General features: G+C 50.1%; 20 protein-coding genes, 11 tRNA genes and 1 pseudogene. 10 read left to right on the forward strand and 22 right to left on the reverse strand.

What is annotated here, in order from left to right; translation table 11 throughout:
- Positions 1–111 precede the first annotated feature (111 nt).
- The 4 genes from C2M36_RS11520 to C2M36_RS11535 all read left to right on the forward strand — a co-directional run bounded on the left by C2M36_RS11520 (position 112) and on the right by C2M36_RS11535 (position 4,970).
- The gene (locus tag C2M36_RS11520) at positions 112–570 is read left to right on the forward strand and encodes a zinc ribbon-containing protein (protein WP_105255026.1); all 459 of its coding nucleotides are present in this window, start codon (positions 112–114) and stop codon (positions 568–570) included.
- Between the two features lie 63 nt (positions 571–633).
- Positions 634–3,042: a Lon protease family protein gene (locus C2M36_RS11525; RefSeq protein ID WP_105255027.1), complete on the forward strand. Its 2,409-nt coding sequence runs from the start codon at positions 634–636 to the stop codon at positions 3,040–3,042.
- Positions 3,035–3,508 (forward strand): FKBP-type peptidyl-prolyl cis-trans isomerase, encoded by a 474-nt coding sequence (locus C2M36_RS11530; RefSeq protein WP_105255028.1) that lies wholly within the window; start codon positions 3,035–3,037, stop codon positions 3,506–3,508. Before C2M36_RS11525 ends, C2M36_RS11530 begins: the two co-directional genes overlap by 8 nt.
- Before the next feature lie 157 nt (positions 3,509–3,665).
- The gene (locus C2M36_RS11535; RefSeq protein ID WP_105255029.1) at positions 3,666–4,970 is read left to right on the forward strand and encodes an amidohydrolase; all 1,305 of its coding nucleotides are present in this window, start codon (positions 3,666–3,668) and stop codon (positions 4,968–4,970) included.
- Positions 4,971–4,998: 28 nt separating this feature from the next.
- Here C2M36_RS11535 and lnt read toward each other — a convergent pair whose 3' ends face one another.
- From lnt to miaB, 5 genes and pseudogenes are all read right to left on the reverse strand, one after another.
- Positions 4,999–6,549: an apolipoprotein N-acyltransferase gene (gene lnt, locus C2M36_RS11540; RefSeq protein ID WP_105255030.1), complete on the reverse strand. Its 1,551-nt coding sequence runs from the start codon at positions 6,547–6,549 to the stop codon at positions 4,999–5,001.
- Positions 6,524–7,405: a CNNM family magnesium/cobalt transport protein CorC gene (gene corC, locus C2M36_RS11545; RefSeq protein ID WP_105255031.1), complete on the reverse strand. Its 882-nt coding sequence runs from the start codon at positions 7,403–7,405 to the stop codon at positions 6,524–6,526. The genes lnt and corC overlap by 26 nt, the downstream gene beginning before the upstream one ends.
- 60 nt (positions 7,406–7,465) lie before the next feature.
- Positions 7,466–7,927, reverse strand: a complete 462-nt coding sequence (gene ybeY, locus C2M36_RS11550) for an rRNA maturation RNase YbeY (protein WP_105255032.1) — start codon at positions 7,925–7,927, stop codon at positions 7,466–7,468.
- On the reverse strand, positions 7,924–8,955 hold the full coding sequence (locus C2M36_RS11555; protein WP_105255198.1) for a PhoH family protein: 1,032 nt from the start codon (positions 8,953–8,955) through the stop codon (positions 7,924–7,926). The genes ybeY and C2M36_RS11555 overlap by 4 nt, the downstream gene beginning before the upstream one ends.
- A gap of 53 nt (positions 8,956–9,008) precedes the next feature.
- Positions 9,009–10,444 (reverse strand): annotated as a pseudogene (miaB, locus tag C2M36_RS11560) (tRNA (N6-isopentenyl adenosine(37)-C2)-methylthiotransferase MiaB).
- Positions 10,445–10,711: 267 nt separating this feature from the next.
- On the opposite strand from miaB, the gene C2M36_RS11565 reads away from it, so the two are divergent.
- On the forward strand, positions 10,712–11,872 hold the full coding sequence (locus C2M36_RS11565; RefSeq protein WP_105255033.1) for an FAD-dependent oxidoreductase: 1,161 nt from the start codon (positions 10,712–10,714) through the stop codon (positions 11,870–11,872).
- Between the two features lie 165 nt (positions 11,873–12,037).
- Here the strand turns inward: C2M36_RS11565 and C2M36_RS11570 are convergent.
- The 17 genes from C2M36_RS11570 to lolB form a co-directional block, all read right to left on the reverse strand.
- A tRNA-Leu gene (locus C2M36_RS11570) sits at positions 12,038–12,122 on the reverse strand.
- A 49-nt stretch (positions 12,123–12,171) separates the two neighbouring features.
- Positions 12,172–12,246, reverse strand: a tRNA-Gln gene (locus C2M36_RS11575).
- Positions 12,247–12,292: 46 nt separating this feature from the next.
- Positions 12,293–12,377 (reverse strand) — tRNA-Leu (locus C2M36_RS11580).
- A gap of 84 nt (positions 12,378–12,461) precedes the next feature.
- Positions 12,462–12,536, reverse strand: a tRNA-Gln gene (locus C2M36_RS11585).
- A 38-nt stretch (positions 12,537–12,574) separates the two neighbouring features.
- Positions 12,575–12,659 (reverse strand) — tRNA-Leu (locus C2M36_RS11590).
- A gap of 38 nt (positions 12,660–12,697) precedes the next feature.
- Positions 12,698–12,774, reverse strand: a tRNA-Met gene (locus C2M36_RS11595).
- Position 12,775: 1 nt separating this feature from the next.
- Positions 12,776–12,850, reverse strand: a tRNA-Gln gene (locus tag C2M36_RS11600).
- 38 nt (positions 12,851–12,888) lie between these two features.
- Positions 12,889–12,973, reverse strand: a tRNA-Leu gene (locus C2M36_RS11605).
- Positions 12,974–12,991: 18 nt separating this feature from the next.
- A tRNA-Gln gene (locus C2M36_RS11610) sits at positions 12,992–13,066 on the reverse strand.
- Between the two features lie 38 nt (positions 13,067–13,104).
- Positions 13,105–13,189 (reverse strand) — tRNA-Leu (locus tag C2M36_RS11615).
- Positions 13,190–13,300: 111 nt separating this feature from the next.
- Positions 13,301–13,377, reverse strand: a tRNA-Met gene (locus C2M36_RS11620).
- A 200-nt stretch (positions 13,378–13,577) separates the two neighbouring features.
- Positions 13,578–14,669 (reverse strand): redox-regulated ATPase YchF, encoded by a 1,092-nt coding sequence (gene ychF / locus C2M36_RS11625; protein WP_105255034.1) that lies wholly within the window; start codon positions 14,667–14,669, stop codon positions 13,578–13,580.
- Positions 14,670–14,697: 28 nt separating this feature from the next.
- Entirely contained in the window at positions 14,698–15,282 is a 585-nt protein-coding gene (gene pth / locus C2M36_RS11630; RefSeq protein WP_105190424.1) for an aminoacyl-tRNA hydrolase, read from the reverse strand.
- A gap of 19 nt (positions 15,283–15,301) precedes the next feature.
- The gene (locus C2M36_RS11635) at positions 15,302–15,925 is read right to left on the reverse strand and encodes a 50S ribosomal protein L25/general stress protein Ctc (protein WP_105255035.1); all 624 of its coding nucleotides are present in this window, start codon (positions 15,923–15,925) and stop codon (positions 15,302–15,304) included.
- 245 nt (positions 15,926–16,170) lie between these two features.
- On the reverse strand, positions 16,171–17,118 hold the full coding sequence (locus C2M36_RS11640; RefSeq protein WP_105190422.1) for a ribose-phosphate pyrophosphokinase: 948 nt from the start codon (positions 17,116–17,118) through the stop codon (positions 16,171–16,173).
- 123 nt (positions 17,119–17,241) lie between these two features.
- Entirely contained in the window at positions 17,242–18,099 is an 858-nt protein-coding gene (gene ispE, locus C2M36_RS11645; RefSeq protein ID WP_105255036.1) for a 4-(cytidine 5'-diphospho)-2-C-methyl-D-erythritol kinase, read from the reverse strand.
- The gene (lolB, locus tag C2M36_RS11650; protein ID WP_105255037.1) at positions 18,096–18,680 is read right to left on the reverse strand and encodes a lipoprotein insertase outer membrane protein LolB; all 585 of its coding nucleotides are present in this window, start codon (positions 18,678–18,680) and stop codon (positions 18,096–18,098) included. Before lolB ends, ispE begins: the two co-directional genes overlap by 4 nt.
- A gap of 217 nt (positions 18,681–18,897) precedes the next feature.
- On the opposite strand from lolB, the gene hemA reads away from it, so the two are divergent.
- The 5 genes from hemA (at position 18,898) to C2M36_RS11675 (ending at position 23,415) form a co-directional block, all read left to right on the forward strand.
- Positions 18,898–20,154, forward strand: a complete 1,257-nt coding sequence (gene hemA, locus C2M36_RS11655; RefSeq protein WP_105255038.1) for a glutamyl-tRNA reductase — start codon at positions 18,898–18,900, stop codon at positions 20,152–20,154.
- Positions 20,155–20,161: 7 nt separating this feature from the next.
- Complete coding sequence (gene prfA / locus C2M36_RS11660; protein ID WP_105255039.1) at positions 20,162–21,247, forward strand: peptide chain release factor 1; 1,086 nt, start codon at positions 20,162–20,164, stop codon at positions 21,245–21,247.
- 1 nt (position 21,248) lies between these two features.
- Entirely contained in the window at positions 21,249–22,103 is an 855-nt protein-coding gene (prmC, locus tag C2M36_RS11665) for a peptide chain release factor N(5)-glutamine methyltransferase (protein ID WP_199883041.1), read from the forward strand.
- 45 nt (positions 22,104–22,148) lie between these two features.
- Positions 22,149–22,520, forward strand: coding sequence for a SirB2 family protein (locus C2M36_RS11670; protein WP_105255040.1), 372 nt, complete (start codon positions 22,149–22,151; stop codon positions 22,518–22,520).
- A 94-nt stretch (positions 22,521–22,614) separates the two neighbouring features.
- Complete coding sequence (locus C2M36_RS11675) at positions 22,615–23,415, forward strand: tetratricopeptide repeat protein (RefSeq protein ID WP_105255041.1); 801 nt, start codon at positions 22,615–22,617, stop codon at positions 23,413–23,415.
- Positions 23,416–23,500: the final 85 nt, after the last annotated feature.

The raw sequence follows: 23,500 nt of genomic DNA on the forward strand, positions 1-23,500 counted from the left end.
AAATCTATGGTTAATCACAGCAAGGGACAGGCTTTTTTGTCGCCATTATTGAATTGTGTGCAGGCGGACTATAGTTAACTAGTAGGGGTAAAATTTATGCAAGGAGTCAATATGGCAGATTATCGTCAATGGTTATCCGAATTTAGCGATTGGCTAAAGGATGTTAACGACCATGAAGTCAAAGATATGGTGGCCACCTTTTTAGAGTCTAAACAGGCGCTTAAGGATTTAAGCAAGGATAAGTACGAAGAATATAAGCGTTACCTGGCCCGGGATATCGACCACTTTATCGAGCACGAGAACTATTATAATTCTCTGGCTTGGCAGGAGCTCAAAGAGAGCCTCTGGTATGAGTTGGCCCATATCGAAGACAAGTCGCAATTAGAGTGGCAGGCCTTGAGCCAAGACTTTAAACATAAAGGGGTTTATCATAGCGGAGAATGGATAGCCATGGGCACCTTAGTGTGCCAAAATTGCCATCAGAAGGTAGATGTATACCACCCCAGTGAAATTTTGCCCTGCACCGAGTGTGGTGGTATTCACTTTAATCGTCAGGCGCTGCAGCCATAGTCAGTCTTAGCGGCGTTAAAAATAACAAGGGCCCGGCAGTGGGCCCAGCAAAAGACGTGTTGTATGAAACATAAGACATCAGGCGTTGTTAGCACCTTAAGTGCTTGCGCTCTTGCGCCGCAAATTTCCGAAAATCATATTCGTACTTGCCTCACTCATCCATACCCAGAAGAGCTGCCTTTTATCGGCCAAAAGCGAGCCGACAGCGCCCTTGATTTTGCTTTGGGCATGCAATTGCCAGGCTACAATGCCTATGTGATGGGCGAGCCTGCACTGGGCCGTTATACCCTGGTGCAACACAAGCTACAGCAGTACGCCAAGGACAGAGAAACGCCCAGAGAGTGGTTGTATGTAAACAACTACCAGGATCACCGCGAACCCATCGCCTTGTTGATGAATCCAGGCGAAGGGCAAGTCCTGGTGGACGATATCGATGCCGTGCTTGAAGAAATACTCGACACCTTTCCAGCCGCTTTCGATAACCCCGGTTATCAGCGCAAGAAAAAGTCCATCGACCGTGAATTTGAAGACAAATACGAAGATGCGCTGGCCCATGTCGAAGAGCTGGCCAATGAGCACAGCGTTGAGTTGATAGAAGATCAAAACAACGTCGGCTTTGTGCCCATAGTGAACAATCAGCGTTTAAGCGATGAGCAATTTAGCGCTCTCGACGAGCACACTCAGGAGCGTTTTATCAACGCCATTACCGAGCTTGAAGACGCCTTGATCGATGCCCTCATTGAGTTGCCGAAATGGAAGCGTGAGTCCAGCGAAGCGCTGCGTAAGCTGAAAAAGGCCACCGCTGAGGCGGCCATTAAGCCCTTGTTGCGCGAGTTGGAGCACAAATATGCCACCCATATCGGCGTATTACGCTATTTAAAAGACCTGCGCTCGGAGCTGGTTGATACCGTGCTGGAATGGCTTGACGAAGAGCAGAGCAATGACAAGAGCGAAGAAGAGTATGACCGTAAGGAAATGCTCACCGAGTTCTTCGCCCCCAACCTGCTGGTACCCTACAAGGAAAACGATGCCGCGCCGGTCATTTATGAGCCCAATCCGACCTTCGGTAACCTTTTCGGTAAGATTGAGTATTCCACCTCGCAGGGCTCCCTGGTCACCAGTTATCGCAGTATTCAGCCCGGCGCCTTGCATCGCGCCAATGGTGGTTATCTGATTATGGATGCCGAGAAGGTCATGGCCAATGCCCAGGTATGGGATGGCTTAAAGCTGTCATTAAAAACTCACCAGATCAAAAACGACTTACCCTATCAGGACAGCTCGGTGGGCAGCAGCTTCACCCTGCGCCCGCAGCTTATTCCTTTGGATGTGAAGGTTATTTTCCTCGGCTCTCGCGAGCTTTACTACACACTTAACGAATATGATGAAGAGTTTGCCGAGCATTTTCGGGTGCTGGCCGATTTCGACTTCTACCTGCCGGGTACGGATAAATACCAGTACCAGTTTATTACCAAGGTGCAGGAGTATTGTCGCGAGACCTTAAAAACCGAGGTCAACTGTGACGCTATGGCACTCTTGTTGCGTTTTAGCCATCGCCAGGCCGAGCATCAGCAAAAGCTTTCGGCACGCTTTGCCGATTTAATGGAGCTGGTCGCAGAAGCCAGTTATTACGCTCGTCAAGATCGCAGCGAGCAGATCCACGCCACTCATGTGCACGAAGCCTTGGCCGGTAAGGAATACCGCACCGGGCAAATGAGTGAACATATGCTTAGTGATATTCGAGAAGGCCATATCCTCATTGCCACCGAAGGCAAAGCCGTCGGCATGGTGAACGGCCTAACCGTATTGCATGTGGGTGACACCTCTTTTGGTACCCCGGCGCGCATCAGTGCCTCCGTCTATGCCGGCAGCGACGGCGTTATCGATATCGAGCGCGAGGCCGAGCTGGGTAAGGCGATTCACTCCAAAGGGGTGATGCTGCTGACCGGTTACCTGGGCAGCAAGTATGCCCAGGATTTTAGCCTGACGCTCAGTGCCAATATCGCTATCGAGCAAAGCTATGGTTATATTGACGGTGACAGTGCATCCTTGGCGGAATTGTGCGCCCTGGTCTCCAGTATTACCCAGGTGCCTATAGATCAAGGGATCGCCATGACCGGCTCGATCAACCAGCGCGGTGAAGTGCAGGCCATCGGTGGTGTGAATGAAAAAATAGAAGGTTTCTTTAAACTGTGTCAGATGCGTGGCTTAAGTGGTGATCAGGGGGTGATTATCCCTAAATCGAACTGCTTAAACCTGGTGCTGAACCAAGATGTGATCGATGCGGTGGAGCAAGGCCGCTTCCATATTTATCCGGTCGCCAATGTCGATGAAGCACTTAGCCTGTTAACGGGCAAGGAGTGCGGCGAGCTTAAAGAGGGCACCTATCCCAAAGGCAGTATTCATGATCTGGCCATGAACAGACTGCGCGAAATTGCCGCCATCGTCGGTGGGGAGGACGAAGACGATGCTTAATCTTATTTTGTCTGCGATCATCCTGGTGTTACTGGTTTTGACCATACGCGGGCACCTGCGTAATCGCAAGGTCGCGGCGGTTAACAAGCAAAAGGAAGCCGATTTCTTTGCCAAAAACAAAGAGCAGGATGGCCTGGAAGAGCTGCCAAGTGGGGTGCAAATCCTGTGGCAGAGCCGTAGCGATGAAGGAGCACAGCCAGAAGCAACATCCAAGGTCTGTGTACACTATCGTGGCACCCTGATCGATGGCCGTGAGTTTGATAGCTCCTATAAGCGTGACCAGCCCATAGATTTTAAATTGAATCAGGTGATCAAGGGCTGGCAGCTGGGCCTGCAACAAATGCGTGTAGGCGATAAGGCGACGCTATATATCCCTGCCCATTTGGCCTATGGTGACCGCCGCGTGGGAATTATCGAGCCTGCCAGCCCGTTGATTTTTGAGGTTGAGCTGCTGCGCCTTGGCTGAGTGCCTGACGAAACGTGAAACCACCGCTTCTGCGGTGGTTTTTTATACCTGCCTTTTGTCGCATTGCGCTTTTGATTGCTCCCCTGATAGCCTACTTTTAGTACAGCTGTGCCGTTCACAGAGCCAGCAGCCTAATGCAATCAACAGGGGATGAAATATGAAACTAGGTAAACCTTTATGCCAGGCGTTGCTTTTTAGCGCCCTCACTGGCCTAAGTGCTCACACCTATGGTGCATCGTTAGCGGCCCAAATCGATACCGCCAATGCCGAGGTGGGGAATAAGCTGATTGAGTGGCGTCGTCACTTACATCAATACCCAGAGCTTAGTAACCGCGAGTTTGCAACCGCCAAATATGTGGCCGAGCACCTAAAAGCCTTAGGCTTAGAGGTGCAAACGGGCGTCGCCCATACTGGGGTGGTAGCGAAAATCAAGGGTGGCAAAAGTGGTCCTCTGATCGCCCTGCGCGCCGATATGGATGCTCTACCGGTGACCGAGCAGGTGGACTTGCCCTTTGCCTCAAAGCAAACGGCCAGCTATCGTGGTGAAGACGTTGGCGTGATGCATGCCTGCGGCCATGACGCTCACGTGGCCATTCTGATGGCGGTGGCACAGTCGTTGGTGGCCTTAAAGGATCAACTTGCCGGCGATGTGCTATTGATATTTCAACCCGCCGAAGAAGGGGCACCCAAAGGCGAGGAGGGCGGTGCCGAGCTGATGCTGAAAGAGGGCTTGTTCGCTGAAAAACCCGAAGCGGTATTCGGCTTGCATGTTACGTCTTCGCTTAACAGCGGCCAGATAGGCTTACGCTCGGGGCCGTTAATGGCCAGCTCGGATGCCTTTAGTATCAAGGTCAGTGGCCGTCAGACCCATGGTTCAAGGCCGTGGAATGGCGTTGATCCAATCGTAGCGTCCAGTCAAATCATTATGGCCACCCAGACCATAGCTTCGCGTCAGGTGGATGTGACCAAGGCGCCTTCGGTTATTTCCTATGGGGCCATCAAAGGCGGTGTGCGCAATAACATTATTCCCGATGAGGTGGAGATGGTCGGCACCATTCGCACCTTTGATCAGGATATGCGCGCCGACATTAAAAAACGCTTAAAACATACGGCCGAATTAACTGCACAAGCCGCGGGCGCCAAAGCCGAGGTGCATATAGACCATGGTTATCCGGTGACGGTCAATAACCCCGAGTTAACGGCGCAGATGATGCCTACCCTGGAGCAGGCGGCGGGTAAGGATAATGTCATTATCACCGATTTGATCACCGGTGCCGAGGACTTTTCCTACTATGCCTTGGAAACGCCGGGAATGTTCTTTTTCTTAGGGATCACCCCAGCCGATCAGAACGCCAAAACTGCGCCGAGTAACCATTCCCCACACTTCTATATTGATGAGCAGGGCTTGCCTCTGGGCGTCAAGGCCTTAACTAATCTGGTGTTTGATTATCTGGATAAGTAACGCAGAGCAAGAAAGTGAAAAGGCGCTATTAAGCGCCTTTTTTACGTCGGTAGCTGATACCCACGCTAACGAGGGCAAAGCCAATCAGCAATAGCCACACCGGCCATGTACCGTGGCGGGCATAAAAGCTGTCACCGGCAATAAGGTGAACATCGGTGAGCAGGACATCATCAACAAACTGAGGCAGGCTCTGTTGTTTTTGCGACAGCGGATCATAAACTCCGGTCACCCCGGTGTTGGTAACGCGAACCAGGGGACGCATTAGCTCCAATGCGCGCATGCGTGATATTTGCATATGCTGATGGGGGCCATGGGAGTTACCAAACCAGGCGTCGTTGCTGACCGTAAAGAGTATATCCGAGTCACTGCGATAGTTGGCGCGCACTAAATCGGGAAAGGCGATTTCATAACAGATGGCCGGTAAAATATGATAGCCATTGGCCAACAGGTTATTTTGCACTCGCTCTCCGCGACTAAAGCTCGACATGGGCAAGTCAAACAGGGGGGCAATGGGGCGCAGTAAATCCTCAAAAGGCACAAATTCGCCTATGGGCAATAACTGGTGCTTGCGATAGCGATTCCTGTGCAGGTAATTATATTGCCCTTCACTGCTGTCGGCCTCTTGCTTGCCCACCACCACAAGCGTGTTGTAGGCCTTTCGTGTGTCATACTGATAATCCACTATGCCGGTGATCAGGGCGCTGTCGTTGAAGACCGCGGCCTTATCTACAGAGCGGAGAAAATCGCCTGCCAGGGATTCCAGCTCGGGTACGGCCGCCTCGGGCCAAACTACCAGATCCGCCTGCCAGTGAGTGCGGGTCATATCCTGATATTTCAGCATGGTCGGCCAGAAGTTTTCTGGCTCCCAGCGCATGCTTTGTTTGATATTGCCCTGCACTAAAGCCACGGACAGGTGCTTGTTCGCGTATTGATTGCTCGGCGCAAAGTGCGCGCTAAGCACTATGGCGGCCAGCAAGGCACTGGTGCCAACCAGGGGTTGCCAGGCACGGTCCAAGACTAAACGAAACAGGCCATAGCCCAGCGCCAACACGACACAAGCGAGGCCAAATTCGCCGACTATGGGCGCTAGCAGGTTAAGCGGTGAGTCGGTTTGACTATAGCCAAAGGAAAGCCAGGGGAAACCGGTCAACAGGGTGCCGCGCAGCCATTCCGCAAACGCAAAGCTTATGATGAGCGGCGCAAACCAGCTGCCGCTTCGGCGGTAACACCAAGCGGTAGTTGCCAGTGCCAGGGCCGGATACAGGGCTAAATAACACACCAGCAGGGCCATAACGGCCAGGGATGCGATAATGGGTAAGCCACCAAACTCGGCAATGGAAACATGAACCCAGCTAACCCCGGCTCCAAACCAGCCAAGACCGAAGGCAAAGCCGTACCAAGCCGCTTTTTTGGGGGGCTGTTGATAGCCGCACCAGCTCAAGACCGCGGTGCTGATAAAGGCGATGGGCCAAAGCGAAAAGGGGGCGTAGGCGAGTGTTAAAACAAGGCCGGCCAAGAAGGCCAGCCAGGTTTTACTATCTCTAACAGCGCCCTTAAGCCGCGTCAGAATCTTCGCCATCGTTCGATTTTGGCAGAGTGACTTGCAGCTGCAAAATACGACGACTGTCGGAGCTTGTTACCTTAAACTGCAAAGGGTCAATGTCGATGATTTCGCCACGCCCTGGCATATGGCCAAAGGCATGAAGAACAATACCGCCTATGGTATCGGCTTCATTGGTATCGAAATCGGTGTTGAATTTATCGTTAAATTCATCGATAGGAGTGAGGGCTTGCACCGAAAATACATGCTTGGAAATTTGCTTAATTTGCAGATTTTCTTCCTCATCATCGTGCTCATCTTCGATTTCGCCGACAATAATTTCCAAAATGTCTTCAATGGTTACCAAACCGGATACACCACCATATTCGTCAATCACTATGGCCATATGGTAGCGTTGCTGGCGGAACTCGTTAAGCAAGGTGTCAACACGCTTACTTTCGGGCACAACCACAACCGGGCGCAATACTTCGCGTAAGGTGGGTAGATCGGCTTCCTTATCCATCAGCAGGGGGAGCAAATCTTTCGCCAGCAGGATCCCTTCAATATGATCTTTATCCTCACACACCACAGGGAAGCGCGAGTGTGATGACTCGATCATCTGCGGTAGTTGGTCGAACAAGGGTTTGTCGACGTCTAAGGTGATCATCTGTGAGCGGGGGATCATGATATCCCGTACTTTGAGTTCAGAGACACCCAAAACACCTTCAATCATTTCCTTGGTTTCCGGATCGATCAGATCGCGCTCTTGTGCGTCTGAGATCACTTCTGCCAGCTCTTCCTTATTTTGGGGCTCTCCTTGAAACATCTGGGTGATACGATCTAACCAGGATTTTCCAGAAGAACCCTCTCTACTATGCGAGTTTTCGTCGCTCATTAGCTTTATGCGCTCCAAGTTGAATTAATTCCGATAATGAGACCTAGCTCACTATTGGGATTAACACTCATCATCCCTGTATGGGTCGCTAATATTGATGCTGGCCAGCAAACGTTTTTCCAACGCTTCCATAATCTCGGCATCTGCTTCATTTATATGGTCATAGCCAAGTAAATGCAAGCAGCCATGCACCACCATGTGGGCAAAATGATCATGAAACGCTTTCTGCTGTTCCTGGGCTTCACCATATACCACTTGCGGGCAAATAATCAAATCGCCCACCAAGGGTAATTCGATTCCTGCCGGGGCGTCAAACTCGAATGATAAGACATTGGTCGGCTTGTCTTTACCTCGGTAGCTGTGGTTAAGGCTTTGGCTTTCCTGTTCGTCGGCAATGCGAATGGTGACCTCTGAGTCGGGCTTAAGCTCATCTAGTACCAGTGCCGCCCAGCGCTGAAACTGGGCCTCGCTTGGTAAGTCATCAAACTCACAGGCTATTTGCAGATCGACTGTGGTGCTCATTGGTCAGACTCTTTTTTGGCTTGCTCTTTTTGCTGGCGCTTAACGCGTTCTGTCTCTTCGTGATGCTCATAGGCCTCAACGATGCGCGCGACCACGGGGTGGCGAACAACATCATGGGATTGGAAGAAGTTCATGCTTATTTCATCAACCTCACCCAGGACTTCGATGGCATGACGCAGGCCGGAGCGAGCGCCACGAGGTAAGTCGACCTGGGTGATATCACCTGTGATCACCGCCTTAGAGTTAAAGCCAATCCGGGTCAGGAACATCTTCATTTGCTCCACCGTGGTGTTCTGGCTTTCATCGAGAATGATAAAGGCGTCATTCAAGGTACGACCACGCATATAGGCAAGTGGCGCAACCTCAATGACGTTTTTCTCTATTAGGCGTTCGACCTTTTCAAAGCCCAGCATCTCAAACAGTGCATCGTAAAGCGGGCGCAGATAGGGGTCGATCTTCTGGGTTAAATCACCCGGTAAAAAGCCCAGTTTTTCACCGGCTTCTACCGCAGGGCGGGTAAGCAAAATACGGCGAATTTCCTGACGTTCCAGGGCATCAACGGCGGCTGCAACGGCAAGATAGGTTTTACCCGTACCGGCAGGACCAATACCAAAACAAATGTCATGGTTGAGAATGTTGGCCACATATTGGCTTTGATTCGGGTTACGGGGCTTTACCACGCCTCGGCGGGTTTTAATAAAGACTTCTTTACCCCATACGCTGGGGGCTTCTTGCTCCAGCACATCGGCTTCGATGATGGCCAGATGCACATGCTCGGGCTCGATTTCTTTTTGTTTGCCTTTGACCGGCGCGGTTTCAAGGTACAGGCTTTTGATGATCTCGCCCGCAGCCTTAGCGGTATGTGGTTTGCCGGTTATTTTAAAGAGGTTTTCGCGGTGCGCAATTTCAACTCCCAGGCGACGCTCGATGTGTTTTATGTTCTCGTCAAAAGGACCGCATAAAGAAGAAAGGCGGGCATTGTCTGACGGTTCTAAATAAATATCGATGTTCTTCAGCTGGCTACTCAAAGTTGCTTCCTGTTGATTGGCGCCGTGGCCTAGGCCACAGCGCATTATTCTTATTAATTAGGGGTAAAGGTACCCACGCCAATCTCATTGGCTTGCTCTTCGCTCGGTGCCTTGGCGAGAATATCGCTTGGGGCCACGTCACGACGCAGGTTCATATCTGCTTCGGTACGGATAAGTTCACCGCGCAGCGAGTTTGGCAGCGCTTCGGTAATACGTACATCCACGAATTGACCGATCACTGAGTGTGGACCTTCAAAGTTTACCACACGGTTATTCTCGGTACGGCCGCGCAGTTCCATCGGGTTCTTCTTCGAAGGACCTTCAACCAAAATACGCTGCTCGGTACCAAACATATCACGGCTGATTTTCTGTGCCATTTGGTTAATGCGATCTTGGAGTATGTACAGGCGCTGCTTTTTCTCATCTTCGCTTACGTCATCCGGTAAATCGGCCGCCGGCGTACCCGGACGGGCGCTGTAGATAAAGCTGAAGCTCATATCGAAGCCGATGTCGTTGATCAGCTTCATGGTAGCTTCAAAGTCTTCGGTGGTTTCACCTGGGAAGCCGATAATAAAGTCAGAGCTCATGCTGATGTTCGGGCGCACCTTGCGCAGGGCACGAATTGTTGACTTGTATTCCATGGCCATATGGCCGCGTTTCATCAGGTTTAGGATACGATCAGAGCCACTTTGCACCGGCAAGTGTAAGTGATCTACAAGTTCAGGCACATCGGCATAGGCTTCGATGATATCCGGAGTGAATTCAACCGGGTGCGATGTGGTGTAACGAATACGGTCGATACCATCGATGGCGGCAACATAGCGCAGCAGGTCTGAGAAATAACAGATCTCGCCGTCGTGGGTGGCACCACGGTAGGCGTTTACGTTTTGACCTAGTAAGTTCACTTCACGCACGCCTTGCTCGGCCAACTGGGCCACCTCTAGCAAAACATCGTCAAGAGGGCGGCTTACTTCTTCACCACGGGTGTAAGGCACCACGCAGAAAGTACAATACTTAGAGCAGCCTTCCATAATTGAAACGAATGCACTTGGGCCTTCTGCTTTAGGCTCTGGCAAACGGTCGAACTTTTCGATTCCGGGAAGGTAATATCGACGACCGAGCCTTCTTTGTCTTGTACTTGCTTGATCATTTCCGGCAGGCGGTGCAAGGTTTGCGGGCCAAATACGATATCAACAAAAGGCGCACGCTGACGAATGGTGTCGCCTTCTTGCGAGGCCACACAGCCACCCACACCAATTACCAAGTCTGGGTTTTTATCTTTTAATGGCTTCCAGCGACCTAACTGGTGGAATACTTTCTCTTGTGCTTTTTCACGGATTGAGCAGGTGTTAAGCAAAATCACATCCGCATCTTCGGCCTCTTCGGTCAGTTGATAACCATTGGTATCATCTAGAAGATCCGCCATTTTCTGGGAGTCATATTCATTCATCTGACAACCCCAGGTTTTAATATGCAGCTTTTTGCTCATTGAAATATTGCCTCGTTTTCAATCCGGTACTGACTATGCACGACTAGGTCAAGTTAATGCTATGGACCTGCGGTCATTGACTTAGCTTAGCCTAAAGGACGCGTATTTTATATGCTATCGCGCTATGAGCCAAGTATAGTTTTGATATTTGCCCAACCACAGTGCAGTAAATCAAAGATGCTTGACATCTTGAGGTCAACAACTGCCATTTGCCCAAAGAACTGGGTTACAATCGTGCCAGCGAAACAAGAACAAGAGACAGGGCCAATGAGTGTAAAACAGGTGCTGATTGTCGGTGGCGGTATGGTGGGCGCAGCCTGTGCCATCAAGCTTGCCAGGCAGGGCATGCAGGTATGCGTAATCGAGCAGCAGGTCATAGACCCGCAGGCGATATTACAAAGCGAGCAGGTTGATATTCGCGTATCCGCCATTAACCGCTTCTCCGAACAGCTTCTGGATGAGTTGGGCGCCATGCCGGCTTTGCGTCAAAACCGTATAGCCCCATACACCCAGTTGGAAGCGTATGAAGATAAGCCTGAACAGTTGCTGTTCGACAGCCAGGAACTCGGTGCCAGTCATTTAGGACACCTGGTGGAGAACAAACTTATTCAGGCGGCCTTATGGGCCCAGTTTGAAAAGTACGACATTAAGGTATGCTCACCCGAGGGGCAGGCTCAGCAATTGCTGCAAACGCCTCAAGGGGCAACTCTGGTCTATGAGCACGAGCAGTTTGTGTGCGATTTGATTGTTGCCGCCGACGGGGGCCGTTCTCGTATTCGTCAATTGGCGGGTATTGGTGTGACCGGTTGGCAATACCAGCAGCACTGCATGGGCATACTGATAAAGCTGGATGCGCCGCAGCAAACGAAAACCTGGCAACAATTTAAACCCTCTGGCCCCATTGCATTTCTGCCTATGCAATATCCTTACGCCAACCTTATTTGGTATGACGAAGGCATCAAGCTCAAGGCCATGCAGCAACTTGATAAAGATGCCCTTAAGGCGAAAGTCATTGAGCACTTCTTTGCCTTGCCTGGCGAGTTTGAGCTGGTGTCATCTGCCGTATTTCCTTTGGCGCGTCAGCACGCAAATACTTACATCGGGCAAAGGCTTGCTTTGATCGGGGATGCAGCCCACACCATTAATCCGTTAGCCGGGCAGGGCGTCAATTTGGGTTTTAAGGATGTCGTTGCTCTTGCCCAAGCATTTGAAGAAACAGACACGCTTGAGGCTGCGCTGAAGCGTTACCAGGGTCAGAGACGCGGGGAAAACTTACTGATGATGACTATGATGGATGCCTGTTACTTTGGCTTCTCAAACAGTGTAACGCCTCTCAAGCGTTTGCGTAATTTGGCGCTGTCGGCAGCGAATAAAGCGGGTCCGCTGAAACGACAGGTATTAAAACACGCCATGGGTGGCATTACTTGACGGTAAAGTGACTGAAAATTTTTCTAAGCTGCTCTATAGGGCGGCTTTTTTTTGCGTCAGAAAGAAGCAGACATATAACGAATGGATAGAGAGAAGTTTAAGGGTGTTTTAATGGTGGAGAATCAGGACAAATATTTTTGAAGGATAATTAAGAAGATTAATACATGGTGCGGAAGGTGAGACTTGAACTCACACATCCGAAGATACTGGAACCTAAATCCAGCGCGTCTACCAATTCCGCCACTCCCGCAATGTATTACTTTCGGCATATTCACATAATCTAAATTGACTCTAGAAAATGGCTGGAGTACCAGGATTTGAACCTGGGAATGGCGGGATCAAAACCCGCTGCCTTACCGCTTGGCGATACTCCAACGACACACCAAAAGGAGCTGATTATTTTAGTTCTTATCGAGAACATGGTGCGGAAGGTGAGACTTGAACTCACACATCCGAAGATACTGGAACCTAAATCCAGCGCGTCTACCAATTCCGCCACTCCCGCATCGTGGTACTGTCTGGAGTACTATTGGAACCTAAATCCAGCGTCTAATTCAAGACATCTGCCAATTCCGCAACTTCAGAAAGTTGGCTGGAGTACCAGGATTTGAACCTGGGAATGGCGGGATCAAAACCCGCTGCCTTACCGCTTGGCGATACTCCAACTACAGGGTTGATAATTTTTAGTTCCTATCAAGAACATGGTGCGGAAGGTGAGACTTGAACTCACACATCCGAAGATACTGGAACCTAAATCCAGCGCGTCTACCAATTCCGCCACTCCCGCATCTTGCTTTTCCCATTTTCTTATTGGTAGAAAGAAAATGGTGGCTACGCCCTGATTTGAACAGGGGACCCCATCATTATGAGTGATGTGCTCTAACCAACTGAGCTACGTAGCCATGGCTGGAGTACCAGGATTTGAACCTGGGAATGGCGGGATCAAAACCCGCTGCCTTACCGCTTGGCGATACTCCAGCAATAGAGTTTGATAGTTTTAGTTCTCATCAAGAACATGGTGCGGAAGGTGAGACTTGAACTCACACATCCGAAGATACTGGAACCTAAATCCAGCGCGTCTACCAATTCCGCCACTCCCGCATTTATCTCAAGAAGAGATGGCTGGAGTACCAGGATTTGAACCTGGGAATGGCGGGATCAAAACCCGCTGCCTTACCGCTTGGCGATACTCCAGCAATAGAGTTTGATAGTTTTAGTTCTCATCAAGAACATGGTGCGGAAGGTGAGACTTGAACTCACACATCCGAAGATACTGGAACCTAAATCCAGCGCGTCTACCAATTCCGCCACTCCCGCATTTTGCTTAAGTATATTATGAAACCTAAAACCGGCGTCTAATTCAAGACATCGGCCAATTCCACTACTTTCGCATACAAACTAGTTTCCATTTTCCTTGGTAGTGGAAAATGGTGGCTACGCCCTGATTTGAACAGGGGACCCCATCATTATGAGTGATGTGCTCTAACCAACTGAGCTACGTAGCCAACTTTTGTTTGTCATCATCGCTGATGCGGGGCGTATTATGCTGATATGGTGAAAGCGCGTCAACACCTTTTTGCGAAAAACATATTCAGGATGAATCGTTTGCCTGAAAAACAAACGAAGCGAATAAAAATCGACTTGCTTTGCTTAAAAAGCCTACAAAAAAGCCCGCTAATAGCGGGCTTGTCGGGATAAAAACTTTTTATACGTTAAACAAGAAGTTCATCACATCGCCGTCTTTAACTATGTACTCTTTACCTTCTTGGCGCATTTTACCGGCTTCTTTAGCACCGTTTTCACCTTTAAATGCAATGTAATCATCGAATGCAATAGTTTGCGCACGGATGAAGCCACGTTCAAAGTCGGTGTGAATCTTACCTGCGGCTTGTGGTGCCGTGGCACCCACAGGAATAGTCCAAGCGCGAACCTCTTTAACACCAGCAGTGAAGTAGGTTTGCAGCTTTAATAGCTCATAACCACCACGGATAACGCGGTTCAGGCCTGGCTCTTCCAGGCCTAAATCGGCCATGAACTCATCACGGTCTTCGTCGTCTAGCTCCGAAAGCTCTGCTTCGATGGCTGCACAAACCGGGATCACAACTGCGTCTTCTGCAGCAGCGATTTCACGAACCTTGTCCAAGTGTGGGTTATTTTCAAAGCCATCTTCATTGACGTTGGCAATGTACATGGTTGGCTTGATGGTTAAGAAGTTAAGGTAAGCGATCGCCGCCTTTTCTTCTTTCTCTAGGTCTAATGAGCGCAGCGTTAGGCCTTCATCAAGGTGGGCTTTTACTTTCTCAAGTACCTGAATTTCAAATTTAGCGTCTTTGTCGCCACCTTTGGCTTTTTTGGCTTGACGCTGCATGGCGCGATCGGCGGTGTCCATGTCGGCAAGCACAAGCTCGGTGTTGATAACGTCGATATCGTCAGCGGGGTCGATTGTACCGGCTACGTGCACGATGTTTTCGTTCTCAAAACAACGAACAACGTGACCAATGGCATCGGTTTCACGAATATTGGCAAGGAACTGGTTGCCCAGGCCTTCACCCTTAGAGGCGCCTTTTACCAGGCCGGCGATATCCACAAACTCCATGGTCGTAGGTAGGATGCGTTGTGGGTTTACGATTTCAGCCAGTTGATTTAGGCGCATATCTGGAACAGGCACAACACCTGTGTTCGGTTCAATCGTACAAAACGGGAAGTTTTGTGCTTCAATACCTGCTTTGGTAAGTGCATTAAATAGAGTTGATTTACCGACGTTTGGTAAGCCAACGATGCCACATTTAAAACCCATATTCTTAATACCTATTTAATCTTTAAGCCTAAGGCTTAAATGAATGGAGTCTGTTTTGTGCTTTAAGCACGCCATCTTTCGCCAAAATTTCCATACAACGCACCGCTTCATCCACTGCCGCATCAATCTTTTCTTGATCGGCCGTCGGTGCTTTTCCTAACACCCAACCGGTTACTTTATCTCTGTGCCCGGGATGGCCGATGCCAATGCGTAAGCGCATGAACTCTTTATTATTGGCCATCTTGGCAATGATGTCTTTCAGGCCGTTGTGACCACCATGACCGCCACCTTTTTTCAATTTGGCCGTGCCCGGCTCTAAGTCCATCTCGTCGTGAGCAACAAGAATACTCTCGACCGGAATCTTATAAAAGTTAGCCAAGCTCGAAACGGCTTTGCCACTTAGATTCATATAGGTGGTGGGGATCAATAATTTAAATTCTGTGCCGGCAATGATCACCTTACCGGTTAAACCGTGGTGTTTGCTATCGGGCTTGAGGATGCAGTTGTAACGGGCGGCCAGTTCTTCGATGAACCATGCCCCTGCATTATGGCGAGTTTGTTTGTATTCGGGGCCTGGATTAGCCAGGCCCACTAGCATTTGAATAGTATTCAAGGTGCTAACACCTTAAATCTTATTCTGCGTCGCTTTCAGCAGCTTCTTCTGAATCTTCAGCAGCAGCACCTTTAGGAGCAACAACAGTCACAACCGCTTGGTCGTGGTCAGCACCTTTAGCTAGCTCTACAGAAGTTACACCTGAAGGAAGAGCAATGTCAGATAGGTGTAGTGAATCACCTACTGCTAGTTTCGCTACGTCTACTTCGATGAACTCAGGAAGTACTTTAGGAAGACACGTGATTTCGATCTCAGTTAGCTGGTGAACAACAGTTGCACCTTTCTTCGTTACTACTTCTTCGTTGATGAAGTGAACAGGAACGTTAGTGTGGATCTTAGAGTTAGCGTCAACGCGTTGGAAGTCTAAGTGAGTGATCTTAGGCTTGAACGGGTGACGTTGAACGTCTTTAAGGATCGCTTCAACTGACTCACCGCCGATGTTTAGCGTAAGGATGTGAGTGTAGAAACCTTCGTGTGCTTGCGCTTGAATGATTTTGTTGTGATCAAGCGTTAGTGACACAGCTTCTTTGTCCGCGCCGTAAAGGATTGCAGGAACTTTATCTGCACGACGTAGGCGGCGGCTCGCACCAGTACCTAGCTCAGCACGTACTTCTGCATCAAATGTATAAGAAATGTTAGACATGGATGTCTCCAAAAAATTTTAGTTTAAAGTTTTAAGACCTTCGCGACCAAAAGTCTTAGCCGATTGATGGCCGTTTAACCAACCACCAATCAAAAAAGGCGCGCTATAGTACCACCGCACCTTGATAAAATAAACAAGGGATATAAAAAAACACCGCGTTTTCCTGAGCAATGGCCCTGAAAGATTGCGGTGTTTTTCAACAGGCTGGGAGAAAGACTCCCAACTCTGGCAGGATATGTTCGTGCTTAGTGCTCGAACATCGCCGAGATTGACTCTTCGTTGCTGATACGGCGAATGGTTTCGGCCATCATATCGGCAAGGGTCAATACCTTGATATTGTCCAGCGCTTTTAGCTCGTCAGACAGAGGGATTGAATCAGTTACAATCACTTCATCGATCACTGAGTTGCGCAGGTTTTCTGCTGCTTTACCAGATAGAACCGGGTGAGTGGCGTAAGCAAATACGCGCTTGGCACCATGTTCTTTTAGGGCTTCAGCTGCTTTACATAGTGTGCCGCCGGTGTCGATCATGTCGTCAACGATGATACAGTCACGACCTTTAACATCACCGATGATGTGCATCACTTGCGATACGTTCGCTTGTGGGCGACGCTTGTCGATGATTGCTAGATCTTTGTCATCAAGCAGTTTAGCAATAGCACGGGCACGCACTACACCACCGATATCAGGAGAGACTACGACTACGTCGTCGAAGTCACGCTGCTTCATGTCTTCGATTAGTACCGGGCTACCGAATACGTTGTCTACTGGCACATCGAAGAAGCCTTGAATTTGCTCGGCGTGCAGGTCAACGGTCAATACGCGGTCAACACCTACGCTTGATAGGAAGTCGGCAACAACCTTGGCCGTGATTGGTACACGGGCCGAACGTACGCGACGGTCTTGGCGAGCATAGCCGAAATAAGGAATAACGGCGGTGATACGACCTGCCGAAGCACGGCGCAGCGCATCAACCATAACGATCAATTCCATCAAGTTGTCGTTAGTTGGCGCACAGGTAGACTGGATAATAAAAACGTCCGATCCACGGACGTTCTCATTAATAGACACACTGATTTCACCGTCGCTAAAACGACCAACCTCGGCATCGCCTAGTTCGATATATAAACGTTTTGCAACTTTTTGAGCAAGTTCAGGCGTTGCATTACCAGCAAAGAGCTTCATGTCTGGCACGGTAGGGGTCCTCGGGCACTGAAATTTGGGACTAACTTGTAAGTTGAGCATATCGACTGTGATGACAAACCAAGGTTTGCAAGGGCACAGAATAATGCCTGGTTACAGGCTAACTTAAACACTTTACTTCACTAAACCAAGTGCCATATGAGCGGGCGACTTGTTTAGGTTTTTGGCAACAAAGCCATGCCATTTTTCAGGCAGCTTTTCTAGAGCATCGCGTGCGGCGTGTTCGTTTTCGAACTCGGCAAAGCAACATGCTCCAGTGCCAGTCATTTTCGACGGGGCGTATTTTAACAACCAGAGCAGTGTTTTTTCAACCTCGCCGTACAGCTTTTTGACCAGCGGCTCACAGTCGTTACGCAGTTCGGCCGCTTGCCACTGCTCGGGAAGTTTCTCACTGTCACGTGTTAGGTCGGGGTGAGTGAAAACCTCGGCGGTACTGATATGCACTTGAGGGTGAACCACTAAATACCAGCGTTCAGGTAGCTCCACGGTTTGTAACTGCTCACCTATGCCGCGGGCCAAGGCGCTGTGGCCGTGGATAAACACCGGCACATCGGCGCCCAGCGAGACCCCAAGATCAGCCAGTTCTTTCAAGTTAAGGCGTCGTTGCCACATACAGTTGAGCGTCATCAATGTGGTGGCCGCATCGGATGAGCCGCCGCCGACCCCGCCGCCCATGGGCAGCACCTTGTCTATGCTGATGTCGACGCCACAGGTGGCATAGCCAGATTCTTCATAGCGCTGCTGGAGCATGTGTGCGGCGCGGTAGATAAGGTTATCGGCATTGGCAACGCCGGGCAGAGGGGCGAATACTATTTCCTGGTCCTGGCGTTGACTAAAGTGCAGAGTGTCGCCGTAATCGAGAAAGGTAAACAGGGTTTCCAGTTCATGATAGCCATCGTCGCGGCGCCCGGTGATATGTAAAAAAAGGTTGAGCTTTGCCGGGGCAATCACGCTCAAAGTTTGGGAATTCATTGCACTTGCCATTGGTTAATTAAAAGTTTTACCCGTAGTGAATCATGGCTCAGGGTGATGCGCGTGGGGAGCCAAACGCCCTTGATGGGCTCGTATTGGTCATAGCGAATTTGCCAGCGACGCTGGTCTGGGCTTAGCCAATGGGCGCTGCGCACGCGCTCGAGCTCATCCATATCGGCATCGCTTTCGAGTTGTCCGAGCAACCAGGTATGAGGCTCGCTTAGGGGCAACAGCCAGCCGCTAAGGCGATAAACCAATTGCTGCGCATTCTGATCCCGATAATGTTCATCATCGACTTCCAGGTGTACCTGTTCACCTTGTTTTTGCAAACGCAGCACATTGGTGCCGATAAAGGTGTTGAGGTCGAGCTCATAATCGCCATTTTGCTGCTGCCAAACGAAGTTGGCCGACTGGCGTTTTTGTGGCGAAATAAAAGCCATTTTTCCCTCGGCACTAAAATGAGAGATGGTCGCAAGCTGCTGGCGCCAGTCGTCATCGGGGGTAGTGGATTTTGGGATTTGTTGAGCACAGCCGGTGATAAACAAAAAAAACACCAGCAAAATCAATCGAAAGTTAATCAAATGTCTTTCCTGCCTTTTCTTATTCGCTTGATTTTCGTAAAATTATTCGCTTGTAGCAGGTTTTGACCAATATTAATTGCAAGCGATTTGCATTTAGCGTCGAAGAAAGCGTTTACCGTCATCGTAAAAATCTATTTGCCGGTGAAGCGCTTGTGTGCGCTAATTTATCAATGAGTAAGTATTTAATCAAATTGGTTGTTAAGCAATAGTTGTCACCATGACCATAGTCGCACTGGGTATTAATCACAAAACGGCCTCCGTTGATTTACGAGAGAAAGTCGCCTTTTCGGCGGAGCAGTTAGATCGTGCACTACAGCAACTCACCATGCAGGATGAATTTGCTGAGTCCGTGATTGTTTCGACCTGTAACCGCACCGAGATTTATTGTTCACTTGAAAGTGGGACACCCGAGCAAGTGTTGCAGTGGCTGGCCGAATTCCATCACCTCGATATCGAGGAACTGGCCGAGAATGTTTACAGTTATGACCACAACGACGCCATTTATCATTTGATGAAGGTGGCTTGTGGTCTCGACTCCTTGGTGCTGGGTGAGCCACAAATTCTTGGGCAAATAAAGCAGGCTTATGCCAGCGCCAAGAAAAATGGCGGCGTAGGGGTGCTGTTCGAGCGCTTATTCCAGCGCACCTTCTCGGTGGCTAAGCAGGTGCGTACCGAGACCAATATTGGCGCCAGTGCGGTTTCCGTTGCCTATGCGGCGGTGAATCTGGCCAAGCATATCTACGGTCAACTCAATAACACCAGCGTCTTGCTTATCGGTGCCGGTGAAACGATTGAGCTCGTGGCGCGTCATATTCATCAGCACTCACCCAAGTCCATGACGGTGGCCAACCGAACCCTGGACCGTGCCCGTAACTTGGCGGATGAGTTTGCCGCCGGCGTGATTTCTTTGGCGCAGTTGCCCGAGCAACTGGCCAAGGCGGATATTGTTATTAGCTCCACCGCCAGTACCTTACCCATCATCGGTAAGGGAGTGGTTGAGCAAGCGCTGCGAACCCGTAAAAACAAACCTATGCTCTTTATCGATATCGCCGTGCCGCGGGATATCGAAAGCCAGGTGGCAGAGCTCGACAATGCTTATCTTTATTCCGTTGATGATTTACAAGCCATAGTCAGCGAAAACATGGCGACGCGAGAGCAGGCGGCCCAGCAGGCCCAGGGTATTATCGCCACTAAGGTGGATGAATTCGCCAGTTGGCTGAAATCCCTTGGTTCGGTGGATATGATCCGCGATTACCGCAACGAGGTAACGCAAACTAAAGAACAATTATTAGAGCGGGCGTTAAGCCAGCTTGCCAGTGGCAAAGAGCCGGATAAGGTGATGGTTGAGCTGGCCAATAAATTGACCAATCGTTTGATGCACGCCCCCACGAAGGCGATTAAAGACGCTGCCGAGAAAGGCGAGCTGGGGCAGTTGGCACAAATGAAGAAGATGTTAGGAATTAACCAGGAATAACAAACAGATGAAAGAGTCCGTATACCGTAAGTTAGAATCCTTAGTGGAACGCTATGAAGAAGTGCAGGCGTTGCTCAGTGATCCCGAAGTGATCGGCAATCAGGATCGTTTCCGCGCTTTATCTAAAGAGTATTCGGAGCTCGAAGAAGTAGCAAAAACCTTCACCGCTTACCAACAAGCGCAGGAAGATGTTGCCACCGCAGAAGAAATGCTGAAAGACTCAGACCCGGATATGCGCGAGATGGCGCAGGAAGAGTATAAAGAAGCCAAGGGCCAAATCGAATCACTTGAGGACGACCTTCAGGTGCTGATGCTGCCGAAGGATCCAAAGGATAACAACAACGTGTTCCTTGAAGTACGTGCCGGTACCGGTGGTGATGAAGCGGCAATTTTCGCCGGTGATTTATTCCGTATGTACAGCCGCTACGCCGAGTCGCAAAAATGGCAGGTTGAAGTGGTGAGCGCCAATGAAGGTGAGCACGGCGGCTACAAAGAAGTGATCGCCAACATCAAGGGTGACGGCGTATACGGTAAGCTTAAGTTTGAATCCGGTGCCCACCGTGTGCAACGCGTGCCGGAAACCGAATCGCAAGGCCGAGTGCATACCTCTGCCTGTACCGTGGCCGTGATGCCGGAAATTCCAGAGGCGGAAGCCATCGAAATCAACCCGGCGGATATTAAGGTTGATACCTTCCGTGCATCGGGTGCCGGTGGTCAGCACGTTAACAAAACCGACTCGGCCATTCGTATTACTCACTTGCCAACCGGCGTAGTGGTGGAGTGCCAGGACGAACGTTCACAGCACAAAAACCGCGCCAAAGCCATGTCTGTACTGGCCGCTCGTTTGGAGCAGGCTGAAACAGAAAAGCGTCAAGCCGAAGAAGCCAGCCAGCGTCGTAACCTGGTAGGTAGCGGTGACCGCTCCGAGCGTATTCGTACCTATAACTACCCGCAGGGTCGTATCACCGACCATCGTATTAACCTGACCTTGTACCGCCTTAACGAAATCGTTGCCGGCGAACTGGGCGCGGTTATCGACCCACTCCTTCTTGAGCATCAGGCCGACCTGCTTGCAGCGATGGGAGAGGAGTAAGTTGGCATTGCCATCCATTGATGATGCCTTGTCGAGGGCCACACAGCGCCTTCAAGCCCTGAGCGACTCGCCTAAACTTGACGCTCAGGTGCTGATGTTGCATGTCTTGCAACAGCCTCGCAGTTATCTCTTTGCCTGGGGCGACCGCCAGCTCAGTGAGCAACAATATGATGATTTTATACAGCTGCTGGAAAAACGCTGCGCTGGTCATCCCGTTGCTCACCTTACCGGAATACGGGAGTTTTGGTCGCTGCCCATCATGGTGAACAACAGCACTCTGATCCCTCGCCCCGACACCGAAACTCTGGTTGAGCTGGCCCTGGCATTACCCTTGCAGGATAACGCTAAAGTGCTGGATCTTGGCACCGGCACCGGGGCCATAGCTCTGGCGCTGGCCTCGGAGCGCCCAAACTGGCAGATTGATGCCGTCGATGCCAGTCAGGATGCCGTGGCATTAGCACTGAGAAACAAGCAAAATCTTGAGCTGAGCAATGTGCATGTGATGCACAGCGACTGGTTTAGTGCCCTCGAAGATGGTACATATGATTTAATTGTCAGCAATCCGCCCTATATCGATGCGGCGGACCCCCATTTGCAGCAAGGCGATGTGCGCTTCGAACCACTCAGTGCCTTGGTTGCCGCGCAGCAGGGATTGGCCGACATAGCGCATATTATTATTCATGCGAAGGCGTTTTTAGCGCGACCCGGTGTATTGATGTTTGAACACGGTTACGAACAAGGCGCCGCGGTGCGTCAATTATTCATAGACCATGGCTACATAGATGCTCGCACCGAGCGCGATTTAGGTGACAATGATCGTATTACCCTGGCCAAGTTGGTGCTTGGGTGTGCGTAGAATAAAGATAGAATAACAACAAAGGCATAAGACCTAAGGAAGAACATGGATTATATCGCCCTCAAACATACCCATGTGTTATTTGTGGTGCTCAGTGTAGTGCTTTTTTACACCCGCGCCTTTTCGCGCCTTGGCAGTGGTAAAATTGCCGCGAATAAGGGGGTGTTTATCACCAGTCATGTAGTCGACACCCTGTTACTATTAAGTGCAGTGGCGCTGTTGATTGTGGCTAGCCTCAACCCGCTTACCGTGCCCTGGTTATGGCAAAAAATCATTCTGGTTGTGGCCTATATTGTGATTGGCTTTAAGCTACTTAAAGCGCAAAGCAAAGGGCAAAAGCTGCTGTGGTTAGGTGTAAACACCGCGGTACTGTTGGCTATTGGCTATCTGGCGGGCAGCAAGTCGGCGTTTTTTTAGCGCCCCTGACGGCGCTAGCGCAGTGAAATTGGTATCTTAGGGCGATCCTAGGTAAACTAGTGGCCAATTTATTGCCTGTGAGATATCCCTATCTATGTCTGATGTTTGGTTAGATGACCAATTTGATTTAGAGCACAGCTACAGTGTTAGCGCCATAAACCGTTGCATTGCCGCCGAATCACGCTGGCAGGCCCAGGCTCAGTCCGAGCAAGCCTATACGCAATTGCAGCAACTAGAGCAGCAAGCGCAAGAGATAGTTGTGCGCCATGAAGATGATAAACACCAGGCCCTGAACGAAGTGGTCGATAGTTTTTATAGCGAGTGGGGCTTTAGCGGCACTCAGCAAAACGTGCCCGAGTATCGCCTCAATAGCGTGTATTTCACCTTGCTTTATCGTACCGGAAACAGCCTGGCGCTGGGCATTATTTTGCACGGTATTTTAGAGGATGCCGGCTTTAGTGCGGATCTGGTCTTGGTTGATCAAAGCGTGATGGTGCAGGTGCACTTTAGCGATCAGGAGCATTACCTGATCGAGCCTGCCTCGGGCCAGCAAATGTGGCATCTGCAGCCGGAAAACGCCGAGCCAGAGCAAAGCCCCGAGCTGCTTATCGACGAAGAAATTTATAAGTTGTATCTGGCCCATCAAAAGTGGGCATTTATTGCCGCCGAGCGTTTTGGCAGCGCCTTTGCCTGTGCCGAGCTGCTGTTGGAGCTGATGGGAGATGACCCTTACGAGCGTCGCGACCGTGGTTATTTACTCAATCAGATTAATCGCCCGGAGCTGGCCAAAGAAGACCTTCGTTTCTTTGTCGAAGAATGTCCAGACGACCCTGGCATTGAGATAGTGCGCCATCAAATTGATGAGCTCGACAACAATAACAACACACTACATTAGGGTCTGTTTATCTTTGCGGTTTACTTTATGTTCAATCTAAACGCATTCTGATGAATATAATCACTGATTTATGTGGTTAAATTCA

The sequence above is a fragment of the Pseudoalteromonas sp. T1lg75 genome (assembly GCF_002964705.1).
Classification (GTDB): Bacteria; Pseudomonadota; Gammaproteobacteria; order Enterobacterales; family Alteromonadaceae; genus Pseudoalteromonas.

Excerpts from the sequence above, each read along its gene's own strand:
- C2M36_RS11565 (WP_105255033.1), top strand. The coding sequence starts at position 10,712 with ATGAGTGTAAAACAGGTGCTGATTGTCGGTGGCGGTATGGTGGGCGCA.
- hemA (WP_105255038.1), top strand. The coding sequence starts at position 18,898 with ATGACCATAGTCGCACTGGGTATTAATCACAAAACGGCCTCCGTTGAT.
- C2M36_RS11635 (WP_105255035.1), bottom strand. The coding sequence starts at position 15,925 with ATGTCTAACATTTCTTATACATTTGATGCAGAAGTACGTGCTGAGCTA.
- C2M36_RS11530 (WP_105255028.1), top strand. The coding sequence starts at position 3,035 with ATGCTTAATCTTATTTTGTCTGCGATCATCCTGGTGTTACTGGTTTTG.
- C2M36_RS11535 (WP_105255029.1), top strand. The coding sequence starts at position 3,666 with ATGAAACTAGGTAAACCTTTATGCCAGGCGTTGCTTTTTAGCGCCCTC.
- ispE (WP_105255036.1), bottom strand. The coding sequence starts at position 18,099 with ATGAATTCCCAAACTTTGAGCGTGATTGCCCCGGCAAAGCTCAACCTT.
- corC (WP_105255031.1), bottom strand. The coding sequence starts at position 7,405 with ATGAGCGACGAAAACTCGCATAGTAGAGAGGGTTCTTCTGGAAAATCC.
- ybeY (WP_105255032.1), bottom strand. The coding sequence starts at position 7,927 with ATGAGCACCACAGTCGATCTGCAAATAGCCTGTGAGTTTGATGACTTA.
- C2M36_RS11525 (WP_105255027.1), top strand. The coding sequence starts at position 634 with ATGAAACATAAGACATCAGGCGTTGTTAGCACCTTAAGTGCTTGCGCT.
- prfA (WP_105255039.1), top strand. The coding sequence starts at position 20,162 with ATGAAAGAGTCCGTATACCGTAAGTTAGAATCCTTAGTGGAACGCTAT.
- C2M36_RS11670 (WP_105255040.1), top strand. The coding sequence starts at position 22,149 with ATGGATTATATCGCCCTCAAACATACCCATGTGTTATTTGTGGTGCTC.
- C2M36_RS11520 (WP_105255026.1), top strand. The coding sequence starts at position 112 with ATGGCAGATTATCGTCAATGGTTATCCGAATTTAGCGATTGGCTAAAG.
- C2M36_RS11675 (WP_105255041.1), top strand. The coding sequence starts at position 22,615 with ATGTCTGATGTTTGGTTAGATGACCAATTTGATTTAGAGCACAGCTAC.
- ychF (WP_105255034.1), bottom strand. The coding sequence starts at position 14,669 with ATGGGTTTTAAATGTGGCATCGTTGGCTTACCAAACGTCGGTAAATCA.
- lnt (WP_105255030.1), bottom strand. The coding sequence starts at position 6,549 with ATGGCGAAGATTCTGACGCGGCTTAAGGGCGCTGTTAGAGATAGTAAA.